This window comes from Arthrobacter sp. BK1, assembly GCF_056680055.1.
Window position 1 is genome coordinate 4,093,290 of record NZ_CM155263.1, and the last position, 25,636, is coordinate 4,118,925.

23 protein-coding genes and 3 tRNA genes are annotated in these 25,636 nt (G+C 64.9%); 16 read left to right on the forward strand and 10 right to left on the reverse strand.

All coding sequences use genetic code 11. The features are described 5' to 3' along the window. Nucleotides 1–1,188: a xylose isomerase gene (gene xylA, locus AC1MCA_RS18750; protein ID WP_479799817.1), complete on the reverse strand. Its 1,188-nt coding sequence runs from the start codon at nt 1,186–1,188 to the stop codon at nt 1–3. 128 nt (nt 1,189–1,316) lie between these two features. On the opposite strand from xylA, the gene AC1MCA_RS18755 reads away from it, so the two are divergent. Then, complete coding sequence (locus AC1MCA_RS18755) at nt 1,317–2,573, forward strand: ROK family protein (RefSeq protein WP_479799819.1); 1,257 nt, start codon at nt 1,317–1,319, stop codon at nt 2,571–2,573. Here AC1MCA_RS18755 and AC1MCA_RS18760 read toward each other — a convergent pair. Both AC1MCA_RS18760 and AC1MCA_RS18765 read right to left on the reverse strand, forming a co-directional pair. Next, the gene (locus AC1MCA_RS18760) at nt 2,570–3,028 is read right to left on the reverse strand and encodes a VOC family protein (RefSeq protein ID WP_479799821.1); all 459 of its coding nucleotides are present in this window, start codon (nt 3,026–3,028) and stop codon (nt 2,570–2,572) included. The two genes, AC1MCA_RS18755 and AC1MCA_RS18760, sit on opposite strands and share 4 nt — an antisense overlap. 119 nt (nt 3,029–3,147) lie before the next feature. Further along, nucleotides 3,148–3,220: transfer RNA gene (locus AC1MCA_RS18765), tRNA-Arg, on the reverse strand. A gap of 262 nt (nt 3,221–3,482) precedes the next feature. Between AC1MCA_RS18765 and AC1MCA_RS18770 the strand changes: the two genes are divergently transcribed. The 3 genes from AC1MCA_RS18770 (at nt 3,483) to ettA (ending at nt 6,430) form a co-directional block, all read left to right on the forward strand. Beyond that, nucleotides 3,483–4,061, forward strand: a complete 579-nt coding sequence (locus AC1MCA_RS18770) for a single-stranded DNA-binding protein (RefSeq protein WP_479803454.1) — start codon at nt 3,483–3,485, stop codon at nt 4,059–4,061. Between the two features lie 67 nt (nt 4,062–4,128). Then, a complete protein-coding gene (locus tag AC1MCA_RS18775) occupies nt 4,129–4,701 on the forward strand; it encodes a DUF6993 domain-containing protein (RefSeq protein ID WP_479799823.1) in 573 nt (190 codons plus the stop codon). A 46-nt stretch (nt 4,702–4,747) separates the two neighbouring features. Next, a complete protein-coding gene (gene ettA / locus AC1MCA_RS18780; protein WP_354145750.1) occupies nt 4,748–6,430 on the forward strand; it encodes an energy-dependent translational throttle protein EttA in 1,683 nt (560 codons plus the stop codon). A 137-nt stretch (nt 6,431–6,567) separates the two neighbouring features. Here ettA and AC1MCA_RS18785 read toward each other — a convergent pair whose 3' ends face one another. Continuing rightward, nucleotides 6,568–7,548, reverse strand: a complete 981-nt coding sequence (locus tag AC1MCA_RS18785; RefSeq protein ID WP_479799825.1) for an acyl-CoA thioesterase — start codon at nt 7,546–7,548, stop codon at nt 6,568–6,570. 63 nt (nt 7,549–7,611) lie between these two features. Here AC1MCA_RS18785 and AC1MCA_RS18790 point away from each other — a divergent pair, with 63 nt between their 5' ends. Next, nucleotides 7,612–8,277 (forward strand): DUF8185 domain-containing protein, encoded by a 666-nt coding sequence (locus tag AC1MCA_RS18790; protein WP_479799826.1) that lies wholly within the window; start codon nt 7,612–7,614, stop codon nt 8,275–8,277. Between the two features lie 24 nt (nt 8,278–8,301). Here AC1MCA_RS18790 and AC1MCA_RS18795 read toward each other — a convergent pair whose 3' ends face one another. Together AC1MCA_RS18795 and AC1MCA_RS18800 are read right to left on the reverse strand one after the other, a co-directional pair. Further along, entirely contained in the window at nt 8,302–8,754 is a 453-nt protein-coding gene (locus AC1MCA_RS18795; protein WP_479799827.1) for a globin, read from the reverse strand. Nucleotides 8,755–8,758: 4 nt separating this feature from the next. After that, on the reverse strand, nt 8,759–9,448 hold the full coding sequence (locus AC1MCA_RS18800; protein ID WP_479799828.1) for a mechanosensitive ion channel family protein: 690 nt from the start codon (nt 9,446–9,448) through the stop codon (nt 8,759–8,761). 121 nt (nt 9,449–9,569) lie between these two features. On the opposite strand from AC1MCA_RS18800, the gene AC1MCA_RS18805 reads away from it, so the two are divergent. Then, nucleotides 9,570–10,562, forward strand: a complete 993-nt coding sequence (locus AC1MCA_RS18805; protein WP_479799830.1) for a Rossmann-fold NAD(P)-binding domain-containing protein — start codon at nt 9,570–9,572, stop codon at nt 10,560–10,562. Here the strand turns inward: AC1MCA_RS18805 and AC1MCA_RS18810 are convergent. Further along, on the reverse strand, nt 10,559–11,032 hold the full coding sequence (locus AC1MCA_RS18810; RefSeq protein ID WP_479799832.1) for an OsmC family protein: 474 nt from the start codon (nt 11,030–11,032) through the stop codon (nt 10,559–10,561). The genes AC1MCA_RS18805 and AC1MCA_RS18810 overlap by 4 nt on opposite strands. Before the next feature lie 4 nt (nt 11,033–11,036). Further along, complete coding sequence (gene pepN, locus AC1MCA_RS18815) at nt 11,037–13,610, reverse strand: aminopeptidase N (RefSeq protein WP_479799833.1); 2,574 nt, start codon at nt 13,608–13,610, stop codon at nt 11,037–11,039. 111 nt (nt 13,611–13,721) lie between these two features. Here pepN and AC1MCA_RS18820 point away from each other — a divergent pair, with 111 nt between their 5' ends. The 3 genes from AC1MCA_RS18820 to AC1MCA_RS18830 are packed head-to-tail and all read left to right on the forward strand — an operon-like array spanning nt 13,722 to nt 16,196. Then, nucleotides 13,722–14,741 (forward strand): hypothetical protein, encoded by a 1,020-nt coding sequence (locus tag AC1MCA_RS18820; RefSeq protein WP_479799834.1) that lies wholly within the window; start codon nt 13,722–13,724, stop codon nt 14,739–14,741. A 49-nt stretch (nt 14,742–14,790) separates the two neighbouring features. Then, on the forward strand, nt 14,791–15,285 hold the full coding sequence (locus tag AC1MCA_RS18825) for a ribose-5-phosphate isomerase (RefSeq protein WP_108598614.1): 495 nt from the start codon (nt 14,791–14,793) through the stop codon (nt 15,283–15,285). Next, entirely contained in the window at nt 15,285–16,196 is a 912-nt protein-coding gene (locus AC1MCA_RS18830; RefSeq protein WP_479799835.1) for an Fpg/Nei family DNA glycosylase, read from the forward strand. The genes AC1MCA_RS18825 and AC1MCA_RS18830 overlap by 1 nt, the downstream gene beginning before the upstream one ends. Nucleotides 16,197–16,266: 70 nt before the next feature. Here AC1MCA_RS18830 and AC1MCA_RS18835 read toward each other — a convergent pair. Continuing rightward, a tRNA-Gly gene (locus tag AC1MCA_RS18835) sits at nt 16,267–16,340 on the reverse strand. A gap of 147 nt (nt 16,341–16,487) precedes the next feature. On the opposite strand from AC1MCA_RS18835, the gene AC1MCA_RS18840 reads away from it, so the two are divergent. The 6 genes from AC1MCA_RS18840 to AC1MCA_RS18865 all read left to right on the forward strand — a co-directional run bounded on the left by AC1MCA_RS18840 (nt 16,488) and on the right by AC1MCA_RS18865 (nt 21,710). After that, nucleotides 16,488–16,562 (forward strand) — tRNA-Pro (locus AC1MCA_RS18840). An 81-nt stretch (nt 16,563–16,643) separates the two neighbouring features. Further along, complete coding sequence (gene tig / locus AC1MCA_RS18845; RefSeq protein ID WP_479799836.1) at nt 16,644–18,035, forward strand: trigger factor; 1,392 nt, start codon at nt 16,644–16,646, stop codon at nt 18,033–18,035. A gap of 229 nt (nt 18,036–18,264) precedes the next feature. Then, on the forward strand, nt 18,265–18,882 hold the full coding sequence (locus tag AC1MCA_RS18850) for an ATP-dependent Clp protease proteolytic subunit (RefSeq protein ID WP_108599190.1): 618 nt from the start codon (nt 18,265–18,267) through the stop codon (nt 18,880–18,882). Between the two features lie 43 nt (nt 18,883–18,925). After that, nucleotides 18,926–19,585, forward strand: coding sequence for an ATP-dependent Clp protease proteolytic subunit (locus tag AC1MCA_RS18855; RefSeq protein WP_479799837.1), 660 nt, complete (start codon nt 18,926–18,928; stop codon nt 19,583–19,585). Between the two features lie 180 nt (nt 19,586–19,765). Beyond that, nucleotides 19,766–21,046, forward strand: coding sequence for an ATP-dependent Clp protease ATP-binding subunit ClpX (gene clpX / locus AC1MCA_RS18860; protein ID WP_108599187.1), 1,281 nt, complete (start codon nt 19,766–19,768; stop codon nt 21,044–21,046). Nucleotides 21,047–21,095: 49 nt separating this feature from the next. Further along, nucleotides 21,096–21,710 (forward strand): mycothiol-dependent nitroreductase Rv2466c family protein, encoded by a 615-nt coding sequence (locus tag AC1MCA_RS18865; protein ID WP_479799838.1) that lies wholly within the window; start codon nt 21,096–21,098, stop codon nt 21,708–21,710. A 352-nt stretch (nt 21,711–22,062) separates the two neighbouring features. On the opposite strand, the gene valS is transcribed toward AC1MCA_RS18865, so the two are convergent. Continuing rightward, nucleotides 22,063–24,681, reverse strand: coding sequence for a valine--tRNA ligase (gene valS / locus AC1MCA_RS18870; RefSeq protein ID WP_479799840.1), 2,619 nt, complete (start codon nt 24,679–24,681; stop codon nt 22,063–22,065). An 82-nt stretch (nt 24,682–24,763) separates the two neighbouring features. Between valS and AC1MCA_RS18875 the strand changes: the two genes are divergently transcribed. Beyond that, on the forward strand, nt 24,764–25,537 hold the full coding sequence (locus AC1MCA_RS18875) for an SDR family oxidoreductase (protein ID WP_479799842.1): 774 nt from the start codon (nt 24,764–24,766) through the stop codon (nt 25,535–25,537). Nucleotides 25,538–25,636: the final 99 nt, after the last annotated feature.

Genomic DNA, 25,636 nt, shown 5'->3' on the forward strand with positions numbered 1-25,636 from the left:
TCAGCGGGCGTTGAGCAGGTGTTCGATGGCCAGCTGGTTGAGCCGCACAAAGGCGAAGGAGCGCTCGGCGGCGGCATCGGCGTCGAACGTCTCGAATGCCGCGGCGTCCGCCAGGAGGTCTGCGGCGGATTCGCCGGCGGAAAGTGTCGGCTGGCCCAGTTCGAATACTCCGGAGGCCGCCAGTGCTTCCTGCACCTGCGGGTCTGCGCGGAAGGCGAGGGCCCGTTCCTTGAGGAGGAGGTACATGGACATGTTGGACTTCGCGGATTCCCAGACGCCGTCATAGCCGTCGGTGCGGGACGGCTTGTAGTCGAAGTGGCGCGGTCCGTCGTACCTGGGCCCGCCGTTGGGGAAGCCGTTTTCGAGCAGGTCCACGGTGAAGAAAGCGCTGGTGAGGTCACCGTGGCCGAACACGAGGTCCTGATCGTATTTGATGCCGCGCTGTCCGTTGAGGTCGATATGGAAGAGCTTGCCGGCCCAGAGGGCCTGCGCGATCCCGTGGGTGAAGTTCAGGCCAGCCATCTGTTCGTGGCCCGTCTCCGGGTTCAGCCCCACAATGTCGCCGTGTTCCAGTTCAGCAATGAACGCCAGGCCGTGGCCGACAGTGGGCAGGAAGATGTCGCCGCGGGGCTCGTTGGGCTTGGGCTCCAGGGCAATGCGGAGATTGTAGCCCTTGTCCTTGATGTAGGCAGCGGCGGTGTCCACGCCTTCCTTCATGCGGTCCAGGGCCGCAGACAGGTCCTTTGAACCGTCGTACTCGCTGCCTTCACGGCCGCCCCACATCACGAACGTTTCGGCGCCGAACTCGGCGGCGGCGTCGATGTTGCGCAGTACCTTGCTCAGGGCGAAGCGCCGGACCGAGCGGTCATTGGAGGTGAAGCCGCCGTCCTTGAATACCGGGTGGCTGAAGAGATTGGTGGTCACCATCGGGACCTTGAGGCCCGTCTCGGAGAGTGCTGCCTTGAAGTTCTTCAGGATCAGTTCGCGCTCCGAGGCACTGGCGTCGAACGGGACCAGATCGTTGTCGTGGAATGTGAGGCCGTAGGCGCCGAGTTCGCTGAGCTTGTGGACCGCTTCAACGGGGTCAAGCGGCTTCCGGGTTGCAACGCCGAAAGGATCGGCTCCGGTCCAACCGACGGTCCAGAGGCCGAAGGTGAACTTATCAGCGAGGGAGGGCGTAAGAGTCATGATGCGTCCTTGCATGTGGGGGATCAGGAGAACCGTGAGTTAGTTTATCGCTTGAACTATATGATCAGGAATGAGCTAAGGTCAATAGCTAAGAGGGCGGTTGTGCCGTCCAGGCAGAAGGAGGGGGCATGGCAGGTGCTGCGACGGCTGCCGGTTCCGCCGAGCGCGGGACGCCGGGGAGCATGGGTGATGTCCGCCGGGCCAACCTGGCCCTGGTCCTGGGCCGCATTGCTCAAGCGGACGCCGGCACGCACCTGACCCGGGCCCAGATCGCCGTTGCCACAGGGCTCACCAAGGCCTCCGTATCCAGCCTGGTACTGGACCTGATCGAGGCCGGAATTATCCGGGAAATAGGGCTGAATCCGCAGGGGGAGCGTGGACGCCCCGGTGTGGGCCTGGAACTGAATCCGGCCAACGCCGTGCTGGGCATGGAAATCAATGTCGACTACATTTCCGCGGGACTAACGGACCTGGCGGGCAACCTCCTGTTCCAGGAGTCACGCGAGCAGGATAACCGCGGCGCCGCTCCTGCGGCTGTGGCGGCGGCCTTGGGCCGGCTGGCAGCCGAACTGCGGGATGCGGCCGAAGCCGGAGGGGTCCGCGTTCTCGGCGGCGGACTGGCTGTGCCGGGACTCGTTGATGATAAATCCGGGACGGTGATCGCGGCTCCCAACCTGGGCTGGAACAACGAATCCTTGGACTTGCAGGCCCTGCTTCCCGGTGTGCCATTGGGCACCACACTTTTCAACGAGGCCAACGCTGCAGCCCTGGCGGAAGTGCGCTACCGACCCGCCGGCGGCGCAGACTTTCTGTTTGTCTCCGGGGAAGTGGGCGTTGGTGGCGGGCTGGTGATCAATTCTGAGCTGTTCACTGGTCCGCACGGGCACGCCGGCGAGTTGGGCCATGTGGTGGTCCAGCCTGAGGGGGCAGCCTGTTCCTGTGGCGGCAGAGGCTGCCTGGAGACGGTGGCAGGCCAGGACGCGATACTTTTTGCGGCAGGAATTTTCCCGAGCCGGCAACAAAACGTACAACCGATCCCCGCTCCCTCGCGGTCCGACAGCCTGGCGCAACTGTTGGCTGCGCTCGCGGCCCGGGACGCGGACGCCCTCAGGGCCGTCGCGCGTGCCGGCAACTACCTCGGCGTAGCGGTCGCCTCCACGGTGCGGCTGCTCAACATCTCCTCGGTGGTGCTGGGAGGCCACTTTGCCATCCTGGGGGAGTGGATCGTGCCGGCGCTCTCGGAAAGCCTGGCAACCTACGCCCCTGGAAAAGTACTGCCCGGCAGCATCAGCCTGTCAGCCGTAGGCCAGGCGGGTGCCCTTCTGGGGGCTGCGGGCAGCGTTGTGCGGGCTTTGGTGGAGGCGCCGCACCGGCTGTATTCCTAAGGGCCGGTGGGGCCGGCGTTGCCCCCACCGTCCTCTGCCGCCGGACCTAGCTCCTCGAACAGCGTCACCTGAAGGCCTGCGGGCGCTGCGAGCCTGGAGTTCAGTGACCGCCACGGGGTTTCCCGCGGCGTGGCAAGGAGTTCAGCCCCTGCTTCCACCAGCTCGGCTGTTACGGCCGCCGTGTCCTCCACCTCGAAAGCCACCCGAAGCCTCGCGCTGGGCTGGCCATCAGCTTCCACACGGTCGATCAGCTTCACCTGGGCGGGGTTGGACAGCTCCAGGGTGGCCCGTCCGGCATCAAGTATCGTGACGCGCGCGTCCCCTTCGCCCTCATACGCTTCCTGCTCGGCGAGGCCCAGCACATCGCGGTAGAAGTACAGGGCCGCTTCATAGTCCTCGGCCTCAACGACAAGGCGGAGCTGGCGTACGGGACCCTTGGCATTTTCGGTATTCATGCTTGTACCGTAAGCCTCTGGCGTCACCAAGTGTCCCGGCAAGGGGGTGGATTGCCGGACACGCTACAGGCTCTGTTGGCTCTGACCTGCGTTTCCGCAGGTCAGAGCCACGCACGTTGTGCCCCAGGAGGGAATCGAACCCCCGACCGGCGGATTAGAAGGCCGCTGCTCTATCCCCTGAGCTACTGGGGCACGTGGCGCCACGACCAGAAATCCGGCGCATGAAAAGTTTACATTGCCCCGTGTACGGCTGCGTCACCGTGGCTCGTTGCCCGCGCCTGTGTCCCTCGGGGCGCATCCCCGCGCCCGTGTCCCTCGGGGCGCATCCTGTCCTCAACAGGGCGGGCCTGGGCAGGGTTATGCACATACGGAAAGTTGCCCCTGCCTGTCCCGTCCGGTCCGCGCGAAGCTGGTTTTGCCGCCAAGGCACCACCTTTAGAGACAGGACATGACGATGAATGACACGATAACGATCCGTGGCTTTGTAGCCACCGAGATCAAGACCTCCACCACTCCCGGTGGAGTTGGCACAGCCTCCTTCCGCTTCGGTTCCACCGGCCGTCGCTTTGACCGTGCCTCAAACAGCTGGGTGGACCTGCCCACCAACTGGTTCAATGTCCAGGGGTACCGCCAGTTGGCCGGGAACATGGCCTGCAGCATCAAGAAGGGCCAGCGCGTGATTGTGGTCGGCCGGCTCAAGCTGCGCAGCTGGGAGAAGGACGGCCGGACCTACCATTCGACTGAGATCGACGCAGAATCGGTAGGCCACGATCTGATGTGGGGTTCGGCCAACTACACCCGCAACGCGAACAACGGCCTGCATCCGGTCTCGGAGAACAGCGCGGCGGGTCAGGGGCTGTCGGAGCCGGCACATGACATCGGCCTCACCGATCCTGAGGACGGCGGCGGCGATCCGGATGAAGAAGGCCACTCTGACGATGATGAGGCGGCCGGGATCTACCTGGAGGATTCGGAGGGCAACCGCACCCCTGTCGATGCCGAAACGGGGGAACTCGCCGGGTCCGCCGTCTGACCGCCGCCGTTCCCGCAACCGGTCCAGCAGTTCTTCCCGGCGGCGGGCCGCGTGGCAGAATGGCCGCATGAAGCGAGCGACGGCAGACCCACAGGCAGTCCAGGTCACCGGCAGGTCCGCTCCTTTCCGCACAGGCCTGAGGTCTCCGGCCCGGCCGGCCGCGGTTATTGCAGGATGCCTCACGGTGGTCCTCTCACTCGCGGCATGCACCAGCTCGACAGGCGGGGCCGGAACTCCAGCCGCCGCGCCGTCGGAATCAGCTGGCACGGGCGTTACCCAGCCCACCGCCACAGCCCCCATCCCGGGTGCAGCTGGTCCGGTTGCGGCCGAACCGGCCGGGGACGCTGTTACTGCCCTTCTCAAGCAGAAAGTCTCTGACGCGTTGAGCCGGCTCGCGGCCGGGACGCCCAAGCCGGCCACCGCGCAGGTGACCGATGCCCTGACCGGTGCGGGCGTGGCACCTGCAGCCCTGGAAGTGTCGGCGAGCCGCACACCCACCGGGCTGGAGGCCGATGCCATTGAAGCGGGCGTATTGCAGGGCACGGACTGTGTGATCGGCCAGATCCGGGACGGCAGCGTCACAGTCACGGTTCTTCCCGTGCTGGCGAGCGGAAAGTGCTTCGTGGGCGCGGCCGCCTGACCCTGCGAATGTGAGATATGCCCGCCAACCCACTAGATTTGGAACCATGGCGGAATTTATCTACACAATGACCAAGGCCCGTAAGGCCGTTGGCGAAAAACTCATTCTTGACGACGTAAGCATGTCCTTCTTCCCGGGCGCCAAAATTGGTGTTGTTGGCCCGAACGGCGCCGGTAAGTCCACCATCCTGAAAATCATGGCCGGCCTGGACACCCCTTCGAACGGTGAGGCCCGGCTCAGCCCCGGCTACACGGTGGGGATCCTGTTGCAGGAACCGCCGCTGAACGAGGAAAAGACCGTCCTGGGCAACGTCCAGGAGGGTGTTGGCGAAATCTACGGCAAAATCCAGCGCTTCAACGAGATCTCCGAGGAAATGGCCAGCCCGGACGCTGACTACGACACCTTGCTCGAAGAAATGGGCCACCTCCAGGAGGCCATTGACGCCGCGGACGCATGGGACCTCGATTCCCAGCTGGAACAGGCCATGGACGCCCTCCGGTGCCCGCCCGCGGACGCTGACGTGACCCTCCTCTCCGGTGGTGAGCGCCGCCGGGTGGCCCTCTGCAAGCTGCTGCTGCAGAAGCCGGACCTCCTGCTGCTGGACGAGCCCACCAACCACCTTGACGCTGAGAGCGTGCTGTGGCTGGAACAGCACCTTTCCAGCTACGCCGGAGCGGTCCTGGCCGTAACCCACGACCGTTACTTCCTTGACCATGTCGCGGAATGGATCGCCGAAGTGGACCGCGGCCACCTGTACCCCTACGAGGGCAACTACTCCACCTACCTGGAGAAGAAGCGCGCCCGCCTTGAAGTCCAGGGCAAGAAGGACGCCAAGCAGGCCAAGCGCCTCACCGAAGAACTCGAGTGGGTCCGCTCCAACGCCAAAGGCCGCCAGACCAAGTCCAAGGCCCGCCTGGCCCGCTACGAGGAAATGGCAGCGGAAGCGGACCGTACCCGCAAGCTCGACTTCGAAGAAATCCAGATCCCGCCGGGACCCCGCCTCGGCGGGCTCGTCCTCGAAGCCAAGGACCTGCAGAAGGGTTTCGAGGACCGGACCCTCATCGACGGACTGTCCTTCACCCTTCCCCGCAACGGCATCGTCGGCGTCATCGGCCCCAACGGTGTTGGCAAGACCACGCTGTTCAAGACCATCGTGGGCCTGGAACCGCTCGACGGCGGCGTCCTGAAGATCGGCGATTCGGTCAAGATCTCCTACGCGGACCAGAGCCGCGGCGGCATCGATCCGAACAAGACCCTGTGGGAAGTAGTGTCGGACGGCCTGGACTACATCCAGGTTGGCCACGTGGAAATGCCTTCGCGTGCCTACGTGGCTGCATTCGGATTCAAAGGCCCGGACCAGCAGAAGAAGGCCGGGGTGCTCTCCGGTGGTGAGCGCAACCGCCTGAACCTTGCGCTGACCCTTAAGCAGGGCGGAAACCTGCTGCTCCTTGACGAACCCACCAACGACCTCGACGTCGAGACCCTCAGCAGCCTCGAAAACGCGCTGCTGGAATTCCCCGGCTGTGCCGTGGTGGTATCGCACGACCGCTGGTTCCTGGACCGGGTGGCCACCCACATCCTGGCCTACGAAGGTGACGAGGAGAACCCCTCCAAGTGGTACTGGTTCGAGGGCAACTTCGAATCCTACGAGGAGAACAAGGTGGAGCGCCTCGGTCCCGATGCGGCGAAACCGCACCGTGTGACGCACCGCCGCCTCACCCGCGACTGATCAGAACCCGCGGCTGACCATCACCGCGACTGATCCGAACTGACTGTTCAGAGTCCCGTTTCAGCAGAAAGGCCGGCGCCCCGTCAGGGGCGCCGGCCTTTTCTGTTGCCTGGGGAATGCCGTAGGGCAGGCCGGGGTCAGTCCCGCCCGGCCTTGCGGATCTGGTGTTCCAGGAGCTTGGACTGAACGGCGCCGACGACTTTGTTCTTCAGGTCCGTGGGAACGCGGATCATGCCCTCCTGGGCCACAGATGCCACATGTTCCCCGGCCTGGTTGAAAATCTTTCCCGTGGCCAGGCCCCGGGCACCCTGGGCGCTGGGGGATTCCTGGACGTACAGCAGCCACTCATCCACGCGTGCGGGCCGGTGCCACCACATCGCGTGGTCCAGGCTGGCCACGCTCATGCCGGGGGTGATCCAGCTCATCCCGTGGCGGCGCAGGATGGATTCCAGCAGCGTGTAGTCGCTGGCATAGGCCAGGGCAGCCCGGTGCACGTTCGTGTCGTCGGGCATAGGTCCGAAGGTCTTCATCCAGACCGCGTTGCGCGCCTCCCTCTTCCCCTTCGCAGAAACGTAAAGCGGCGGATCCACGTGCCGGATATCGAAGGGCCGTTCGTACGCCCAGTGCTGTGCAATGGGGTGGTCGAACTTGCCGAGCAGTTCGGCTGTACTGGGCAGCGACTCGGGATCGGGAATGCCCGCAGGCATCCTGGACCCGTGATCAATCCCCTCATCCGGGTCCTGGAACGAGGCGATCATCGAGAGGATGGGCACGCCTTCCTGGTAGGCGTGGACGCGCCGTGCCGAGAAGGACCGGCCATCCCGCAACCGCTGGACACCGAAGGTGATGGGCTTGTTGGCGTCCCCCGGACGCAGGAAGTAGCCGTGCATGGAATGAACCATGCGTCCCGGGTCCACAGTCCTTATTCCGGCGATCAGCGACTGGGCCAGAACCTGCCCGCCGAACACCCGCTGACGGGGCTGCTGCTGTGAAGGCCCCAGGAAGATGTCCTCATCGGTCCGGGCGCCCTGAAGCTCACCAAGGTCAAGGAGGTGGATAAGGGCTGAGGTGGGGTCGCCGCTGGGCGGCGCCAGCAATCCGGTTTCGGCTTCAGTCATGGATCGACTCTAGACGGCACCCCGCCGCTGCTCAACAAAGGCACAGCCGGTAGTGTTCTTTATGTGTCTGACCTACTTACCCAGTCCTTCCGGTTCGCCGACGCCCGTGATCTTGCCGATCTCCGCACCTTCGCCACCCGGGCCAAAGCCGTGGACGACGGCGCCATCCGGCTTCAGGCCGCGGGTTCCGTTCTCGCGGCGTACGTGTGTGTCCTCCGGCCACGACTGCTGGGCGAATCCACTCCTACCATCCTGGGCCTGCGCACCATGGCCCTCGCCGAGCCTTCCGCGACTGATGTCACGGTTCCGCTGTCAGCTGTCCTTGACCGTCTTGCGCGGGCGGGGGAGGGCGACGTCGAACTGCCCGTTCCGCCGGCCACCGTCAGCGAGTCGTGGACGGGGGTCGGGGCGCCCCGCACCGGCTGGGAACTGGTGGGTACGCTGGCCGATGCCGGGCTCCGCCAGGCGGCCGAAACCGGCATCTCCGAAGTTGCTGCCATCGTGCCGATTAACCCGGGCATGCTGATAGTCAATAACGCCCGTGCCACGGTATGGGGCAGGGAAATGGACGCATCCGGGATCCCGCTCGGCGCCGCCTTCGCCGCACTGACGCTCGGATTCCTCGCTGACGGGGACCAGAAGCTTTTCCGGGCCGGGCGCTGGTTCCGCCTCAGCGGTCCGCGCGGCCACGTCCTTGCCAGGACCGGCAGCGGGCTGCAGCAGCCCTGACCCCGGTCACGGCCTCACGGAACCCTACGGCTCCGAAGGGCTGTTCACCATGGACAGGGCGGCCCGTTCCATGTAGTCCCACAAGGTCCCCTCGTACAACGGAGGCAGGTCCAGGGAATCGACGGCTGCCCGCATGTGGAACAGCCAGCGGTCCTTCGCAGCAGGTGTGACCTGGAAGGGCATGTGGCGCATCCGCAGGCGCGGGTGGCCCCGTTCCTCCCCGTACGTGGTGGGCCCGCCCCAGTACTGTTCCAGGAACATCAGGAACCGCCGCTTGGCAGGGTCCAGGTCCTCCTCCGGATACATCGGGCGCAGCAGCGGATCCGTCGCCACGCCGTCGTAGAAGACATCGATCAGCTTGACGAACGTCTGATGCCCGCCCACGGCATCGTAAAAGTTGTCCGTGTAGCCGGGCTGGCTGAAGGGATCGTTCTGCATCAGCTGGCGCGGCTGCTGCGGCTCGGCGGGTGTGGTCATGGCTCTATTCTCCGGCCTTCTGGTCAGTCTTTTTTGCCTCGGTGGGCGGCTCATGCAAGGCAGTCTCGGTTGCCGCGTCAGGGGACTCTGCTGCCGGCACGTAGGTACCCTGGGAGCGGTTGCCGACCCTCAGGATTTCACCGTTGCGCAGGTACCAGATGGCCCCGTCCTCGGAGCGGACCCGGGTGATGCGCAGGCCCATGGACTCCACGACACCCACAACCTCGCTGGTTTCGATGACATCACCGATTCCGTACTGGTCTTCAATGGTAATGAAGATCCCGGCCAGGAAGTCACGGATCAGCTGCTGGGCACCGAAACCGATGGCTACACCCAGGATTCCCACGCTGGTCAGCAGCGGGGCAATGTTGATGTCGAGGTTCTGCAGGACGTACATGCTGGTGATGACAGCCACGAGCACGCCCACGATGCTGTTGAGCAGGGACCCGATGGTTTCCGCCCGCTGGACCCGGCGCTCATGGTCCAGTGCCCGGATGGCAGGTGCCACCCACTTGAAATGCGCCTTCTTGAAGAAGTTGCTCCCAGAGGCCACCCGCTTGCTGATCCGGGAAATGAGAAAGGTTGCCACCAGCCAGATGGCGATACCGACACCCAGGCTGATGACGATTCCGGTGATACTGATGCCGTCCGGCTCACTGGCGGCGGATGGAAGTATCGACAACATGCTGAACATAGGGGGTGAAACTCCTTGAGGGTCTCCGGCGGCGGCCGGTGGAAGGCATAGTCTGGCGCTCGGGTCACCCCGGCACGCCAGGCTCTGTTCTCTTTCAACCCTAGCGCCGTACCGTGGACCCATGCGCATCCTGATACTCGGTGGAACGGCCTTTCTCTCCTCGGAAATCGCCCGGCAGGCGCTGGCCGCCGGGCACCAGGTCACCTGCCTGGCCCGCGGTTCGGCGGCACAACCGCCGGCGGGAGTTCAGTGGGTGCAGGCGGACCGTTCACTGGGCGCCAGCGCATATGACGGCGCCGCCGGCCTTTGGGACGCCGTTGTTGAGGTGGCCCGGGACACAGTACAGGCCGAGGGTGCGCTGGCTGCCCTCGCAGGGCGGACCGGGCACTGGACGTTTGTCTCGAGCTGTTCCGTTTACGCCGGTCATTCGACGCCGGGAGCACGGGAGGATGCTGCGCTCCTGCCTCCCCTGCCCGCCGGGAGGGAATCCACGCCGGAAAACTACGGGGAATCGAAGTCGGCCATCGAGCAGGCCACCCTGGCAGCGGCCGGGGACAAAGCGCACCTCTGCCGGGCCGGCCTCATCGGCGGTCCCGGCGACGCCACGGACCGCTACGGCTACTGGCCGGCCAGATTTGCCCGGGACGACGGGCCTGTGGTGGTCCCGGACATCGCCGGCCATCCCACCCAGGTCATCGACGTCCGCGACCTCGCCCGGTGGATCCTGGATGCCGCGGAGACAGGGGTCACCGGAGCCCTGAATGCGGTGGGCGACCAGGTGCCCTTCGGTGATTACATCGCAGCGGCCAGGACCGCCGCCGGCTACCAGGGCGAGGTAGTCACAGCGCCGGAGGACTGGCTGGTGGAGTCGGGGATCGATTACTGGTCCGGCCCGGATTCCCTTCCGCTGTGGCTGCCGCCTGGCCATGAGGGCTTCTGCGCCCGCAGCATCGTGGCCGCCCGTGCCGCCGGACTGAAAACCCGGCCGTGGCAGGAGACGGTGGCGGACACGCTGGTGGACGAGCGTAGCCGCGGCCTTAGCCGTCACCGGAAGGCCGGGCTTTCGCCCGCTACGGAGGCCCGGCTGGCAGCTGAACTCCTGGCAGACGCTTAGAGGGTCAGCGTCACGGGTTCGTGCAGCACCGGAAAATTGACGCTGCGCGCGATGAAGCAGACCTGGTTGGCCTCGTGATGCATCTGCCCGGCCAGAGCAACGTGGGCCGGGTCCGCCAGTGTCACCCGCGGGTGCAGCGTGACCGACTCAAACTGCCCGCTGCCGTCCCGGTTCAGGTGCAGGACTCCTGTGGCGTCATCCTGGTAACCGGTGACCACCACGCCGTGCCGTACGGCCACGTGAAGGAACGAAAGCATGTGGCACTGCGCCAGCGCCGCCAGGAGCAGCTGTTCCGGGTTGTACCGTTCGCGGTCCCCGTGGAAGGTGGGATCGGCTGAGCCCGGCAGGACGGGCAGGCCCGGGATCCGGATGTCGTGGTCCCGTGAGTAGCCCCGGTACGAGGACGTGCCTTCCCCCAGATTGCCCGTCCACTGCACGGTCAGGGAATAACGATGCTCACTCAGGCTCATGGCCTTATGCCTGGAGTTCGCCGGGGAGAATGTCCGCGGCGCGTGCCCGGAGTGCCCGGGCAACGCCGTCGCGGTTCTCCAGCATCATGCGCCGCAACGCGGTGCTGTCAGCAGGAAGACCGGCCAGGAAACGGTCCGTACGGTCCACAGTTGCCTGTGTTGTCAGGAGTGCGGGATAAAGCCCGACGACGATCTGCTGGGCAAGTGCGTGGGTCCGCTTCGCCACGATCCCGGGGACAGCCTCGAAGTACTTCTCTGCGTAAGGCTCCAGGAGTGTCCGGTCCAGAACACGCATAAAGCCGTTCACCGCCGAACCCTGCAGTGCGTTGGACAGCTCTCCCTTGACCACAATCGCATCCCAGGCCTTGGCCTTGGCCTCGGCGGTAGGGATGGCTGCCGTAGCCAGGGCTGCAGCGTTCTGTCCGCTCGCGGTGTTGTCTCGGTCCAGCTCTGCGTCGATGTCGTCCTGGTCCAGCCGGCCGCCTGCCACCAGCGAGGCGACCAGTTCCCAGCGGAGGTCCTGGTCCACGGTCAGCCCTGCCGGCGTTTCCGAGCCGTCCAGCAGTCCTGCAACGGTGCCCAGCTGGTTGCCGCTGCGGGCCAGCTGGGCGAAGGCTTTCACGAACTGCAGCTGGGCGTCCGACCCTCCGGGCGCGGCGGCGGCCAGGTCCCAGAGCGAGGCCGCTGCCTCGACGGTGGTGGCCTCGCGGTAATCTTCGGCCACGTAGAAATTCAGGGTGGTTGCGAGCTGGCGCAGCTGGGTCTGGATCACGGACGAGTCCGATTCCGAACCGACATTGGCCTGGATCAGCCGGACATAACGGCGGGCCGGTGTCTCGGCGTCGCGTGCGGCGTCCCAGGCAGAGTTCCACACCAGGGTCCGGGGGAGGCTGCGGCTGAAATCCTTAAGGTGGGCGGTCGCGGTGGCCAACGATTTTTCGTCCAGCCGTACTTTGGCGTAGGCGAGGTCGTCGTCGTTGATGAGGATCAGGTCCGGCTGTGCCAGCCCGGTGAGTCCGGGCACTTCGGTGCGCTCGCCGTCCACGTCGAGTTCCTCGCGGTGGATGCGCTCCAGCTTGCCCGCGCCGTTGAGGTTGTAGAACCCCACGGCCAGGCGGTGCGGACGGATGGTGGGCCACTTTTCAACAGCCGACTGGATGATGCTGAATGAAGCGATGTTCCCGTCCGCGTCCAGCGTGAGCTCGGGCTGGAGGGTGTTGACGCCGGCGGTTTCCAGCCAGAGCCGGCCCCACTGGTCGAGGTCGCGGCCGCTGGCTTTTTCGAGCTCCACCATCAGGTCGCTGAGTTCAGTGTTCTGCCAGGCGTGCTTGGCGAAGTACTCGCGGACGCCGGCCATGAACTGCTCCGGCCCCACCCACGCAACCAGCTGGCGCAGCACCGATGCACCCTTGGCGTAGGTAATGCCGTCGAAGTTGACCTCAACGTCCTGGAGATCGTTGATTTCAGCGAAGATCGGATGCGTCGTGGGCAGCTGGTCCTGGCGGTAGGCCCAGGATTTCTCCACAGAGGCGAAAGTGGTCCATGCACTCCCGAAGGACGTGTTCTCCACTGCCGCGAGGTGGGACATGTATTCGGCGAAGGATTCATTCAGCCAGAGGTCGTTCCACCAGCGCATGGTCACGAGGTCGCCGAACCACATGTGGGCGAGCTCGTGCAGGACGGTGATCGCGCGGCGCTCCACCTGCGCGTCGGTCACCTTGCCGCGGAAAACATAGCCTTCCAGGATGGTCACAGCGCCGGCATTCTCCATGGCGCCGGCATTGAACTCGGGTACAAACAGCTGGTCGTATTTCTCGAACGGGTACGGGCAGCCGAACTGGGCCTCGAAGAATTCAAAGCCCTGGCGGGTCAGCTCGAAGATGTTGTCCGCGTCCAGGTACTGCATGAGGGACTTGCGGGCAAAAACGCCCAGCGGGATGACACGGCCGTCGGAACTGCTGACGTTGCTGCGGACAGACTGGTACGGGCCGGCGATCAGTGCCGTGACGTAGGAGGAGAGCCGCGGTGTGGGGGAGAAGGACCACACGGACCTCGCGCCGCCGTCGTCCGCCGGCGTAGTGGCTTCCGGAGCCGGGGTGGGGGAGTTGGAGATGACATCCCAGTGCGACGGTGCGGTGACGGTGAAGGCGAAGGTGCCCTTGAGGTCAGGCTGTTCAAAGACGGCGAACATCCGGCGGGAGTCCGGCACCTCGAACTGGGTGTAGAGGTACACCTCGCCGTCCACGGGATCCACAAACCGGTGCAGGCCCTCGCCCGTGTTCATGTAGGGCGCGTCAGCCACCACGGTCAATTCATTGGAACCGGCAAGATCGGGCAGCTGGATGCGGATTCCGTCAGCCGTTTCGGCCGGGTCGAGCGAGCGGCCGTTGAGCGTGATGCTGTGCACGGTGTGGGTCACGGCATCGATAAAGGTGGAGGATCCAGGCACGGCGGTGAATTTCACGTGCGTGGTGCTGCCGAAAACCTTGTCGCCCTTTGTCAGGTCCAGGCTGACATCGTACGATTCGACACTGATCAGTTCGGCGCGCTCGCGGGCTTCGGCGCGCGTCAGGTTCATGCCTGGCAAGTGGTTCCTCCAGAATGGGGTAGCGGTTGCCGGCGGGCGGTGGCCTGCACCGGCACAGTGAAGTCATTCTGTCACGGCCCCCGCCGGGAGTAGCGTTAATGCATGGGAAAGTTCCGGGATTCTGTGGATGGCAGTGCCCTGCGTTTCGCAGTGGGCTTTCCCGTGGTGCTGGCCGCGGCTTTTGTCTTCTGCGCCTTTTTGCTGCGGCCCGATCTGCCCGAACCCATGGCGATCGGCTGGACGGCCGACGGCGGCTCCGCCTTTGCTCCTTTTGGCGCCTACGCCGGTGGCGGTGCGCTGATCATCGTCGCCGCCGGGTGGCTGGTCCTGTCCCAGGCAGTCCCGCTCTCGCGTCCCGCCGTGATGCGCCGGATCATGATGGGGACAGGGCTGTTCCTGAGCCTGTTTGTCACCTCCGTCCTTGCCGCGGGCCTTGTGGGCCAGACGGGCCTGGCCGATGCGCGGGAATCCCACGTTGACCTGACAGTCCTGGCGCTTGGAAGCGGGGCCGCCGTCTCACTCGGAGTCATCATGGGGTTTGTCTTCAAAGCCGACAGGCAGTGGTCCCCGGAGGATGACAGGGCTCTGGAACTGGCCCTCGCCCGCGAGCTTGATCCTGAACTGGCCGGAGACACCATCCGGCTCTGGGTGCACGCACGCAGTTCAGTGTTCGTCATGATCGCCGTGGCCACCCTGTTCCCGGCGGCGCTCATTACCGTGGCGCTGCCATGGCTTGGTGCCCTGGTGGCGATCCTTGCGGTAGTGGCAGCGGCTTTCCTCTGCGCCCGTGTGAAGGCTGACCGACGAGGCCTGCGGGTCTTCGTAGCGGGCGTGCTGCCCGTGATGGACGTGCCGGCGGCTGCGATCTCCGCCGCCAGCGCAGCGGACGTCCGCGCAGCGGACTACGGCGGGTGGGGCTACCGGAACCACAGCGGCACCGCCGCGATGCTCGTCAGCAGCGGGCCCGCCGTCGTCGTGCGCAAGACGGACGGCCACAGCGTGGCCGTAAGCGGCGGAAGTCCGGACAAGGCGGCCCGCCTTGCCGAAGTCCTCACCCGCGTCGCCGCGCGGGCGCACCGCGGCGGTGCAGCCAGTCCAGCCGGCGGTGCCCCGGAGTCCTAGTATCCTTGTCCGTGTTGATCTGCCCCTGGCCTAATGAACGGATACTGCTGTGACTTCTTCCCCCTCCTTCCCGCGGGTCCACATCGCCACCGACCATGCCGGCATGGAACTCAGCGCCCATCTGGTTGGCCACCTCACGGCCAAGGGCTACGACGTCGTGGACCATGGCCCCACGGTGTACGACGCCCAGGATGACTACCCCTCCTTCTGCATCAACGCCGCGCTTGCAGTGGTGGCGGACCAGCAATCCGGTGTCCACGCCCTCGGAATTGTGTTGGGCGGCTCAGGAAACGGCGAGCAGATCGCCGCGAACAAGGTCAAGGGTGTCCGCGCTGCCCTCGCCTGGAACCTCTCCACGGCCACGCTGGCACGTGAGCACAACGACGCCAACGTGGTGGCCGTGGGCGGCCGCCAGCATACCGTCGACGAAGCCACGGAACTCATCGAAGCCTTCCTGGCCGAGCCCTTCAGCAACGACGAACGCCACGTCCGCCGGATCAGCAAGATTGCTGCCTACGAGGCCACGGGAGAGGTCATCGAGTAGTGCCGGAAGGGCATTCCGTCCGGCGCCTGGCGCAGCAGTTCGCGGACGTCTTCACGGGGGAAGTCCTGTCCGTCAGCAGCCCGCAGGGCCGCTTCGCCGCAGGCGCAGCGCTCCTCGACGGCCACATGATGACCGAGTCGCGCGCCCACGGCAAGCACCTATTCCTGCATTTTGACCACGCGATGGTGCTGCACGTCCACCTGGGCCTGTACGGCGCGTGGGATTTCGGCGGCGACGCCACGTTCCGCGGTTCCTCCAGCATCGGCGCACCGCGGAAGGTGGGGGAGCAGGAGCTGTACGACGACGGCGACGTCCGGGCCGGGCGCGACGACGCCTACCAGGGTCCCCCCGAGCCCCGCGGCGCAGTCCGTGTACGGCTGGTCAGCGGGCACGGGTGGGCGGACCTCCGCGGTGCCACCACCTGCGCTGTCATCACCGAGGCCGAGGCGCTGGCTGTCCTGGCAAGGCTCGGCCCGGATCCGCTGCGGAACATGCCTGCGGACAGGACACGATTCGTGGCAGGACTGCTGGCCCGGAAAACGCCGGTGGCTGCGCTGCTGATGGACCAGAAGGTGATTGCCGGCGTCGGAAATGTCTACCGGGCCGAGGTGCTCTTCCGCCAGCAGCTGGATCCATGGCTGCCGGGCAACGCACTCCCGCGCGGAGCCGCCGGACTTTTGTGGGACGACACCGCAGCGGTAATGTCCGACGGCGTCCGCGACGGGCGGATCATCACCACGCCTGCGGTGTACTGGGACCCGGGCGCGCTCCTGCCCGCCGGGGAACATGCCCACTATGTCTACAAGCGGGAGGGGCTGCCCTGCCGGGTTTGCGCTGTGCCCGTGGCGATCACCGAGCTCGCCGGCCGCAAGCTGTACTGGTGCCCCGGCTGCCAGCAACCCGGGAAGTAAGCCGCGCACGACGCCGCAGCAGACAAAAAAGCAGGGCCCCTCGTGTTCATTGAGGGGCCCTGCCTTTGGCTGGAGGGGACGACGGGAATCGAACCCGCGTAATCAGTTTGGAAGACTGAGGCTTTACCATTAAGCTACGTCCCCGGGAGTACAGCGTCGCTGATGATTTCCATCTTAGCGGCCGGACTTCGGGCTGGCTGTTGAAGCCGGATACAACTAAACCTAATTCATGCCCCACGTGTCAAATGTGCATTCACGGCCGGAATGGCCGTAGACTTGCCTGTGCACTTACGGGGTGTAGCTCAGCTTGGCTAGAGCACCTGCTTTGGGAGCAGGAAGTCGCAGGTTCAAATCCTGTCACCCCGACTCTGCGGCCCGGGCCGACGGCCTGGACAGATCGTTGCATTTGCAGAAAACCCATCCCACAAACCCAGGAGTACTTAGACCGTGAAGAGCGCTGTCGAGAACCTCACCCCCACGCGGGTCAAGCTCAATGTTGAGGTCCCCTTTGAGGAATTGAAGCCCAGCATCGACGAGGCATACAAGACTGTTGCTTCGCAGATCCAGGTCCCTGGCTTCCGCAAGGGCAAGGTCCCCTCCAAGCTGATCGACCAGCGCGTTGGCCGCGGCTACGTCCTGGAGACGGCCATCAACGAAGGCCTCAATGGCTGGTACCAGGCAGCTGTGCAGGAATCCGGCATCCGCCCCCTGAGCCGCCCCGAGGTTGAGATCACCGAAGTTCCGGACCCCACCTCCACGGACGGGGAACTGAAGTTCCACGCCGAGGTTGATGTGCGCCCCGAGATCGAACTGCCTGACTACGCCGGCATCAAGGTTGAGGTTGCCGCCGCAGAGTCCTCCGACGAAGATGTCGACAAGGCCCTGGACGAACTCCGCGGCCGCTTCGGCACGCTGAAGTCCGTGGACCGCCCCGCTGCCGATGGCGACTTCCTGACCATCGACATCAACGCCTCCATTGACGGCGCCGACGTCGACTCCGCCTCGGGCCTGTCCTACCAGGTAGGCGCCGGAACCATGCTTGAAGGCCTGGACGAAGCAGTCACCGGCCTCAGCGTTGATGAAGACGCCATCTTCGAAACCACTTTGGTGGGTGGCGACCACGCCGGCGAAGCCGCGCAGGTGAAGGTGGTTGTCAAGGCCGTCAAGGAACGCGAGCTTCCCGAGGCGAACGACGACTTTGCACAGCTGGCCTCCGAGTTCGACACCCTCGCCGAACTCCGCGAAGACCTGGCCAAGCAGGCTGCCGATTCCAAGGTTGTCGAGCAGGGCGTAGAAGCCCGCGACAAGGTGCTGGACAAGCTCGTTGAGCTCGTCGAGGTTCCGGTTCCGGACTCCGTGGTTGAAGAGCAGCTCGAAGCCCACTTCAAAGAGGGCAACGGCCACGGTGAAGGCGAACACGACACCGAGGAACACCGCGAAGAGGTCAAGGCCAACACCGCCCGGGCCTTCCAGAACGAAGTCATCCTTGACGCCATCGCCGAAAAGGAAGAAGTCAACGTCAGCCAGAACGAGCTGATCGACTACATCGTCACCACCGCCAGCCAGTACGGCATGGACCCGAACCAGTTCGCCCAGATCATCGATCAGAGCGGCCAGGTCCCCATGATGGTCTCTGAGGTCCGCCGCCGCAAGGCACTGGCCGTGGTCCTGGGCCAGGCAACGGTTACCGACACCGACGGCAATGCTGTTGACCTCAGCGACTTCGTCCGCCCCGGCGGCGAAGAGGAAGCTGCGGCCGTCGAGGCCGAGGCTACCGAAGGCGCCGAGGCCGACGCCGAAGCCGCTAAGAACGACGATCCGGCAGCCGTAAAGTTCTAGCACGCCCTGCGTGAGCGCAGCCCCTGGACCAAACGGTCCGGGGGCTGCCTGCTTTAACCGATGCCCCGTAGCGATCGTGCGCCGTCAGCGAACAGCGCGATTCCGGCGAACAAATAGGCCGGCAAAACGGTTAGTGTCCAAGTAGTGAAGTTCAGTGATGTCGTTCAGTAACGTCACCGTCACCAGCGAGAGGTAAGTACACATGTCACAGCACGCAGAGGCCCCCCGGATGGCGACGGTCGATCCCGCAGCCCAGGACAACTACATCTACAACCGCCTCCTGAAGGAGCGGATCATCTGGCTCGGTTCCGAGGTGCGTGACGACAACGCCAACGCCATCTGCTCCCAGCTGCTGCTCCTGTCCGCCGAGAACCCGGAAAAGGACATCTACCTTTACATCAACTCTCCGGGCGGTTCAGTAACGGCCGGCATGGCTATCTATGACACCATGCAGTTCATCCCGAACGACGTCGTCACAGTTGCCACCGGCCTGGCAGCCTCCATGGGCCAGTTCCTGCTGTCCTCCGGCACCAAGGGCAAGCGCTACGCCACCCCCAACGCCCGTGTGCTGATGCACCAGCCCTCCGGCGGTATCGGCGGCACGGCCTCGGACATCAAGATCCAGGCCGAGCTGATCCTCCACATGAAGAAGGTCATGGCTGAGCTGACTGCTGACCAAACCGGCCAGACCGTGGAAACCATCCTCAAGGACAACGACCGCGACAAGTGGTTCACCGCCCCCGAGGCCCTCGAGTACGGTTTCTTCGACAAGATTGCGGCCCACGCGGGTTCGGTATCCGGTGGCGGCGGTACTGCCAACGGCACCTCCGGCGAGTCCGCCTCCTAGAAGTAACCCGGCACTGCAGAACACCCAGATCAGGAGCAACAAAATGACCTACAACTTCGGATCGACTGCCGGTAATCTTCCGACCAGCCGCTACGTCCTTCCCCAGTTCGAAGAGCGCACGCCTTACGGCTTCAAGCGCCAGGACCCCTACACCAAGCTGTTCGAGGACCGCATCATCTTCCTCGGCGTCCAGGTGGACGACGCCTCCGCCGACGACGTCATGGCGCAGCTGCTCGTTCTCGAGTCGACTGACCCGGACCGCGACATCACCATCTACATCAACTCCCCGGGCGGTTCGTTCACGGCCATGACGGCCATTTACGACACCATGCAGTACATCCGTCCCGAGATCCAGACGGTTTGCCTGGGACAGGCAGCCAGCGCAGCAGCAGTGCTGCTGGCCGCCGGCACGCCGGGCAAGCGCCTGGCACTGCCCAACGCCCGTGTGCTCATCCACCAGCCCGCCCTCTCCGGCGGCCAGGGCGGGCAGGCCTCGGACCTCGAGATCCAGGCAGCGGAAGTCATGCGCATGCGTGCCTGGCTCGAGGACACCCTGGCGCAGCACTCGGGCCGGACCTCCGAGCAGGTCAACAACGATATTGAGCGCGACAAGATCCTCACCGCGGCCGACGCCATGGCCTACGGCCTGATCGACCAGGTGCTTGATTCACGCAAAATCAAGCCACAGGCCATTACCCGCTAGTAAGGCTTACCGACAGGCCGGTGCGGCCCAGTTAATTGGGCGGCACCGGCCTTCGCTTTCCACCCTTGAGGCCGAATGTGACCTAGAGTGGAAGATGTCACGGCCGGGCCTCCCAGGCCCGCCGCGTTTCCAGCAACGGTGCACAGCTGCCTGGCAGCAAGATACTAAAGGGGTTCACATATGGCTCGGATTGGCGAGAGCACGGATCTGCTGAAGTGTTCTTTCTGCGGAAAGAGCCAGAAGCAGGTGCGCAAGCTCATTGCCGGGCCCGGTGTCTACATCTGCGATGAATGCATTGAGCTCTGCAACGAGATCATTGAGGAAGAACTCGCGGAAGTCGCCGATCTGGGAAGTTTTGAACTCCCCAAGCCCCGCGAGATTTTTGACTTCCTGCAGGAATACGTCATCGGCCAGGAGCCTGCCAAACGGTCCCTCGCCGTCGCCGTTTACAACCACTACAAGCGGATCCAGGCCGGGCACGCACCCAAGAGCGGCAGCCTCGCTGAGGGCGGCCATCACGACGACGTCGAGATCGCCAAGTCGAACATCCTCCTGATCGGCCCCACCGGCTGCGGTAAGACGTACCTCGCGCAGACCCTGGCACGGAGGCTGAACGTCCCGTTCGCTGTTGCCGATGCCACCGCCCTCACTGAGGCAGGCTACGTGGGCGAGGACGTCGAGAACATTCTCCTCAAGCTGATCCAGGCGGCGGATTACGACGTCAAGAAGGCTGAACAGGGCATCATCTACATCGACGAAATCGACAAGATTTCGCGCAAGAGCGAGAACCCCTCCATTACCCGTGACGTTTCCGGTGAAGGGGTGCAGCAGGCGCTCTTGAAGATTCTTGAAGGAACAGTGGCCTCCGTGCCGCCGCAGGGCGGACGCAAGCACCCGCACCAGGAATTCATCCAGATCGACACCACCAACGTGCTCTTTATCGTGGCCGGTGCCTTTGCCGGCCTGGAGGAGATCATCGGCTCCCGTTCCGGGCGGAAGGGCATCGGTTTCGGTGCCCCGCTCAACGATGCCAGCAACAAGGTGGACTCGTACGGGGAGGTCATGCCCGAGGACCTCCTGAAGTTTGGCCTGATCCCGGAATTCATCGGCCGGCTCCCCGTCATCACCACGGTCTCCAGCCTGGACCGCGACGCCCTCATCCAGATTCTGTCCACGCCGAAGAATGCCCTGGTCAAGCAGTACCAGAAGATGTTCCAGATCGACGGAGTGGAACTCGTCTTCGACGACGGCGCGCTCGATGCCATCGCCGAGCAGGCGCTGGAACGTGGAACCGGTGCCCGGGGCCTTCGCGCCATCATGGAGGAAGTGCTCCTTCCGGTCATGTTTGATCTACCCAGCCGCGAAGATGTTGCCAGCGTGGTCATCACCGAGGACGTCGTCCTCAGCAAGGCCGAGCCCACCCTCGTTCCGCACGTGACCAAGCGCCGCAAGTCCGCCTGACACCACCGAGCCGTAGTTTCGAACCGCAAGAATCCAGAGGTAATCACGCATGTCTGAGAGCACCACCAACCAAGCCGACTTCTGGTTCGATCCGCTGTGCCCCTTCGCCTGGGTCACCTCACGCTGGATCGGCGAGGTCGAGGACGTCCGCGACATCAAGACGGTCTGGCACGTCATGAGCCTTTCCGTCCTGAACGAGGGCCGGGACCTGGAGCCGTCCTACCGTGAGGCAATGGACAAGGGATGGGGGCCTGTCCGGGTCATCATTGCTGCCCGGGAGCAACACGGCGGTCAGGTCATCAAGCCGCTCTATGACGCCATGGGGACACAGATCCACAGTGGCGGGGAGAAGGACTTCGGCGTCGTCATCAAGAAGGCGCTGGCGGAATGTGGGCTTCCCGCCGAGCTGGCCGGGGCCGCCACCACGGATGCCTGGGACACGCAGTTGAGGGCCAGCCACGAGGAAGGCATCTCCCTGGTGGGCCAGGATGTCGGAACCCCGGTGGTCGCCTTCAACGGCACCGCCTTCTTCGGTCCGGTGCTGACCCGGATCCCGCGGGGAGAGCAGGCCGGTCAACTCTGGGATGCGACGGTCACATTGGCCGGGTACCCGCACTTCTTCGAGATCAAGCGCAGCCGGACCGAAAGCCCCGACTTCAACTGATATCGCTTGCCTGGCGGCAGGAAAAGAGCCCCGGTAGAACTACTCTGATGTAGTTCTTCCGGGGCTCTTGCGCTTCCCCAAGGGCAGTACCAGAATGGTTCTTACCCACTTCGAAAGATGCGGGACGCAGGAACCGAAGATTCAGTGATATGCATTCGACGCAGCCATCGGCAAAGCCGGATACAAGCTACCAGTGACGAGGTAGGAAGACCTGAAATTCTTAGGATCCCGCCAGACCATCAAAGACGTCACCAGATGGCCGAAAAGTCGAAGCCCCACCAACGGCAAAACGCTGATGGGGCTTCCCCTTTGCCCAAAAACAGGTGGCCCGCCCTCACCGGGCGGGCTCCCATCAGATCGCCGGGACCTCGTCGGCCGGGGCCAGGACGACGCCGCTGACGGTGAGTTCGCCCTCGCCGGCCACCAACGCGATCTCCCGGGCATTCGAGGCTGCCTTGAGGTCGCCCAGTCCTGCCTTCAGCTGGGTGGTCAGTGACTCTGACGCCGTGATCGTGGCCGAGAGAACCTCCGTGCGCTGCTTGACCTTGGCTTCGGACTTCGCCTTCCGGACCCCGCTCAGGGCAGAGCCAACCGTGGCGAGCAGGGTGGTGTCGCCGTCGACCTCCAGGGCGGTGGGCCATTCGGCGCGGTGGACAGACCCGTTGCGCCACCAGCCCCAGACCTCTTCAGTGGCGAAGGGCAGGAACGGGGCGAACAGCCGCAGCAGGGTGTCCAGGCTTGTCGCGAGAGCCGCCAGGACCGATGCCTGCTCAGCCTCGCCGGCCGCTCCGTACGCACGGTCCTTGATGAGTTCCACGTAGTCATCCGTGAACTGCCAGAAGAAGCTCTCGGTGATCTGCAGGGCCCGGGCGTAATCGTAGTTATCGAACGCCTTGGTGGACTGGCGCACCACATCCGCCAGCTGGGCGAGCACGGCGCGGTCCAGGGGATTGGCCAGGACCGAGAGGTCCGTGGACACCACCGAGTTCTCGGTCGCACCCAGGTTCAGAACGAACTTGGAGGCGTTCAGCAGTTTGATGGCCAGCCTGCGGCCGATCTTCATCTGGGCAATCTCGTACGCTGTGTCAGCGCCGAGCTTGGCCGAGGTGGCCCAGTAGCGGACGGCGTCCGAGCCGAATTCGTCGAGCACGTCAGTGGGAACCACCACGTTGCCCTTGGACTTGGACATCTTCTTCCGGTCAGGATCCAGGATCCAGCCCGAAATGGCCGCGTGCTTCCACGGGGCCGTTTCCTGCAGTGCATCAGCCTGGACCACCGAGGAGAAGAGCCAGGTGCGGATGATGTCGTGGCCCTGGGGACGCAGGTCAAACGGGAATACCTTGGCGAAGAGATCCTCGTCCCGGCTCCAGCCACCCACGATCTGGGGTGTCAGGGACGATGTTGCCCACGTGTCCAGGATATCGGCGTCTCCGGTGAAGCCACCGGGGACATCGCGCTGTGCTTCCTCGTAACCCGGGGCGGCATCTGCAGCGGGGTCCACGGGCAACTGCTCGTCGCGCGGAACGATCGGAGCGTCGTACTGGGGGTTGCCGTCCGCGTCCAGCGGGTACCAGACGGGGATGGGCACGCCGAAGAAGCGCTGGCGCGATACCAGCCAGTCACCGTTCAGCCCCGAGATCCAGTTCTCATAGCGTGACCGCATGAAGGCGGGGTGGAAGTCGATCTCGTGGCCGCGGGCGATCAAGCGTGCACGGCGTTCTTCGTCACGGCCGCCGTTGCGGTAGTACCACTGGCGGGACGTGACCACTTCGAGGGGCTTGTCGCCCTTCTCGTAGAAGTTCACGGGGTGCATGATCTTCTTGGGTTCGCCGTCGATGAGGTCCCCGGCGGCCAGGAGCTCCACCACGGCTTCCTTGGCGCTGAAGACGGTTTTGCCGGCGATCGCTTCGAAGGCCGTGCGGCCGGCCTCGGTGGTGATCCAGTCCGGGGTGTCGCCGACGATGCGGCCGTCCCGGCCCACGATGGCGCGGGTGGGCAGCTGGAGTTCGCGCCACCAGGTGACGTCAGTGAGGTCGCCGAAGGTGCAGACCATGGCAATGCCCGAGCCCTTGTCCGCCTTCGCCAGTGGGTGGGCCCTGACCTCAACCTCGACGCCGAAGAGCGGGGAGGTCACCTTCTTGCCGAACAGCGGCTGGTACCGCTCGTCGTCGGGGTTTGCCACCAGCGCTGCGCAGGCGGCCAGCAGTTCCGGGCGGGTGGTCTCGATGAAAATCTTCTCGCCGTCCTCGGTGAAGAACGGGTAGCGGTAATAGGAGCCGGCAACTTCGCGGTCCTCCAGCTCGGCCTGGGCCACAGCGGTCCGGAAGGTGACATCCCACAGGGTGGGGGCCTCGGCCATGTAGGCGTCACCGGCTGCAAGGTTGGCCAGGAAGGCGCGCTGGGAGACCTGGCGGGAGGCATCATCGATGGTCCGGTAGGTCAGCTGCCAGTCCACGGAAAGGCCAAGCTGCTGGAACAGGCTCTCAAAGACCTTCTCGTCTTCCACAGCAAGTTCTTCGCACAGTTCAATGAAGTTCCGGCGCGACACAACATCGAAATCGCGCTGGTTCCTGGCCGGCTCGGCGGGGGCGCGGTAACCGGGGTCGTAGGGGATGGCGGGGTCGCAGCGGACGCCGTAGTAGTTCTGCACGCGCCGTTCGGTGGGCAGGCCGTTGTCATCCCAGCCCATCGGATAGAAGACGTTCTTGCCGATCATGCGCTGGTAGCGCGCCAGGACGTCCGTCTGGGTGAACGAGAACATGTGTCCCACGTGCAGGGACCCTGAGGCGGTGGGCGGGGGAGTGTCGATCGAGTAGACCTGCTCCCGGGTGGTGTCCGGGTTGAACTTGTAGGTCCCTTCGGCCAGCCAGCGCTGCGTGAGGGCAGCTTCGAGCCCCTCAAGGGCGGGCTTGTCCGGAACGTTGATAGGGGCGGTGGAGGGCGTGTCTGTACCCTGAGTGTCTTCAGCCATCTGCCAATTGTTTCATGGCGGGGACTTCATCCGGCGACATCGGGTGGGACCGCCGTCCGGCCGGTCCCGTTAGGGTGGTGCCATGACTGAAGATTCACGCAACGCAACAGGACCAAAGGCAGCAGTAGTCACCGGAGCCAGCACCGGCATCGGCGAGGCAACAGTCCGCGCCCTGACAGCCCAGGGCTGGACGGTTTTCGCCGTCGCCCGGCGCGCGGAACGGCTGGCCGCACTGGAAGAGGAAACCGGCGCCATCGCGATCCCCGCTGACATCGCAGAGGACGACGACGTCGCCCGGCTCCTTGCCCGCGTCACCGAGGCGGGGGGTGTGGACACGCTGATCAATATTGCCGGCGGCGCCCGGGGTGCTGACCAGGTGGGAGACGCCAACACCGAGGACTGGGAATGGATGTACCGGGTCAACGTTCTAGGCACCATGAAGATCACCCGGGCATTCCTGCCCATGCTCCGGGCCACCGGCGAGGGCACCGTCCTGAACCTGACGTCCACTGCGGGACTGGCAGCATATGAGGGCGGCGCAGGCTACAACGCTGCCAAGTTCGCCCAGCATGCCGTCACCGGGGCGCTGCGGCTGGAGGAAGCGGAGAACAACATCCGCGTCATCGAGGTGGCCCCCGGACTGGTCCACACCGAGGAGTTCGCGCTGAACCGGCTCGGCGACCAGCAGGCCGCCGCGAAGGTCTACCAGGGTGTGGAGAAGCCCCTGACGGCCGCTGACGTAGCCGACGTCGTACGGTATGCCGTGAGCGCTCCACACCACGTCAACCTGGACCAGATCGTAATCCGGCCCGTGGCGCAGGCCGCCAACCACAAGCTGATCCGCAAACAGGCCTGACGGCACCGGACGTTCAACCGGGGTTAAGGCCGATGTCGGGCAGCGGTGGCCGCTTGTTGGCCGGCGCCCACCACGGTGGCACGTGCACCTGCACACCAC

Coding starts and splice junctions, on each gene's coding strand:
- AC1MCA_RS18820 (WP_479799834.1), top strand. CDS start 13,722: ATGGGAAAGTTCCGGGATTCTGTGGATGGCAGTGCCCTGCGTTTCGCA.
- AC1MCA_RS18760 (WP_479799821.1), bottom strand. CDS start 3,028: ATGAATACCGAAAATGCCAAGGGTCCCGTACGCCAGCTCCGCCTTGTC.
- AC1MCA_RS18875 (WP_479799842.1), top strand. CDS start 24,764: ATGACTGAAGATTCACGCAACGCAACAGGACCAAAGGCAGCAGTAGTC.
- AC1MCA_RS18855 (WP_479799837.1), top strand. CDS start 18,926: ATGACCTACAACTTCGGATCGACTGCCGGTAATCTTCCGACCAGCCGC.
- AC1MCA_RS18755 (WP_479799819.1), top strand. CDS start 1,317: ATGGCAGGTGCTGCGACGGCTGCCGGTTCCGCCGAGCGCGGGACGCCG.
- clpX (WP_108599187.1), top strand. CDS start 19,766: ATGGCTCGGATTGGCGAGAGCACGGATCTGCTGAAGTGTTCTTTCTGC.
- AC1MCA_RS18785 (WP_479799825.1), bottom strand. CDS start 7,548: ATGACTGAAGCCGAAACCGGATTGCTGGCGCCGCCCAGCGGCGACCCC.
- AC1MCA_RS18850 (WP_108599190.1), top strand. CDS start 18,265: ATGGCGACGGTCGATCCCGCAGCCCAGGACAACTACATCTACAACCGC.
- pepN (WP_479799833.1), bottom strand. CDS start 13,610: ATGAACCTGACGCGCGCCGAAGCCCGCGAGCGCGCCGAACTGATCAGT.
- AC1MCA_RS18795 (WP_479799827.1), bottom strand. CDS start 8,754: ATGACCACACCCGCCGAGCCGCAGCAGCCGCGCCAGCTGATGCAGAAC.
- AC1MCA_RS18800 (WP_479799828.1), bottom strand. CDS start 9,448: ATGTTCAGCATGTTGTCGATACTTCCATCCGCCGCCAGTGAGCCGGAC.
- AC1MCA_RS18770 (WP_479803454.1), top strand. CDS start 3,483: ATGAATGACACGATAACGATCCGTGGCTTTGTAGCCACCGAGATCAAG.
- xylA (WP_479799817.1), bottom strand. CDS start 1,188: ATGACTCTTACGCCCTCCCTCGCTGATAAGTTCACCTTCGGCCTCTGG.
- AC1MCA_RS18775 (WP_479799823.1), top strand. CDS start 4,129: ATGAAGCGAGCGACGGCAGACCCACAGGCAGTCCAGGTCACCGGCAGG.
- AC1MCA_RS18865 (WP_479799838.1), top strand. CDS start 21,096: ATGTCTGAGAGCACCACCAACCAAGCCGACTTCTGGTTCGATCCGCTG.
- AC1MCA_RS18810 (WP_479799832.1), bottom strand. CDS start 11,032: ATGAGCCTGAGTGAGCATCGTTATTCCCTGACCGTGCAGTGGACGGGC.
- ettA (WP_354145750.1), top strand. CDS start 4,748: ATGGCGGAATTTATCTACACAATGACCAAGGCCCGTAAGGCCGTTGGC.
- valS (WP_479799840.1), bottom strand. CDS start 24,681: ATGGCTGAAGACACTCAGGGTACAGACACGCCCTCCACCGCCCCTATC.
- AC1MCA_RS18805 (WP_479799830.1), top strand. CDS start 9,570: ATGCGCATCCTGATACTCGGTGGAACGGCCTTTCTCTCCTCGGAAATC.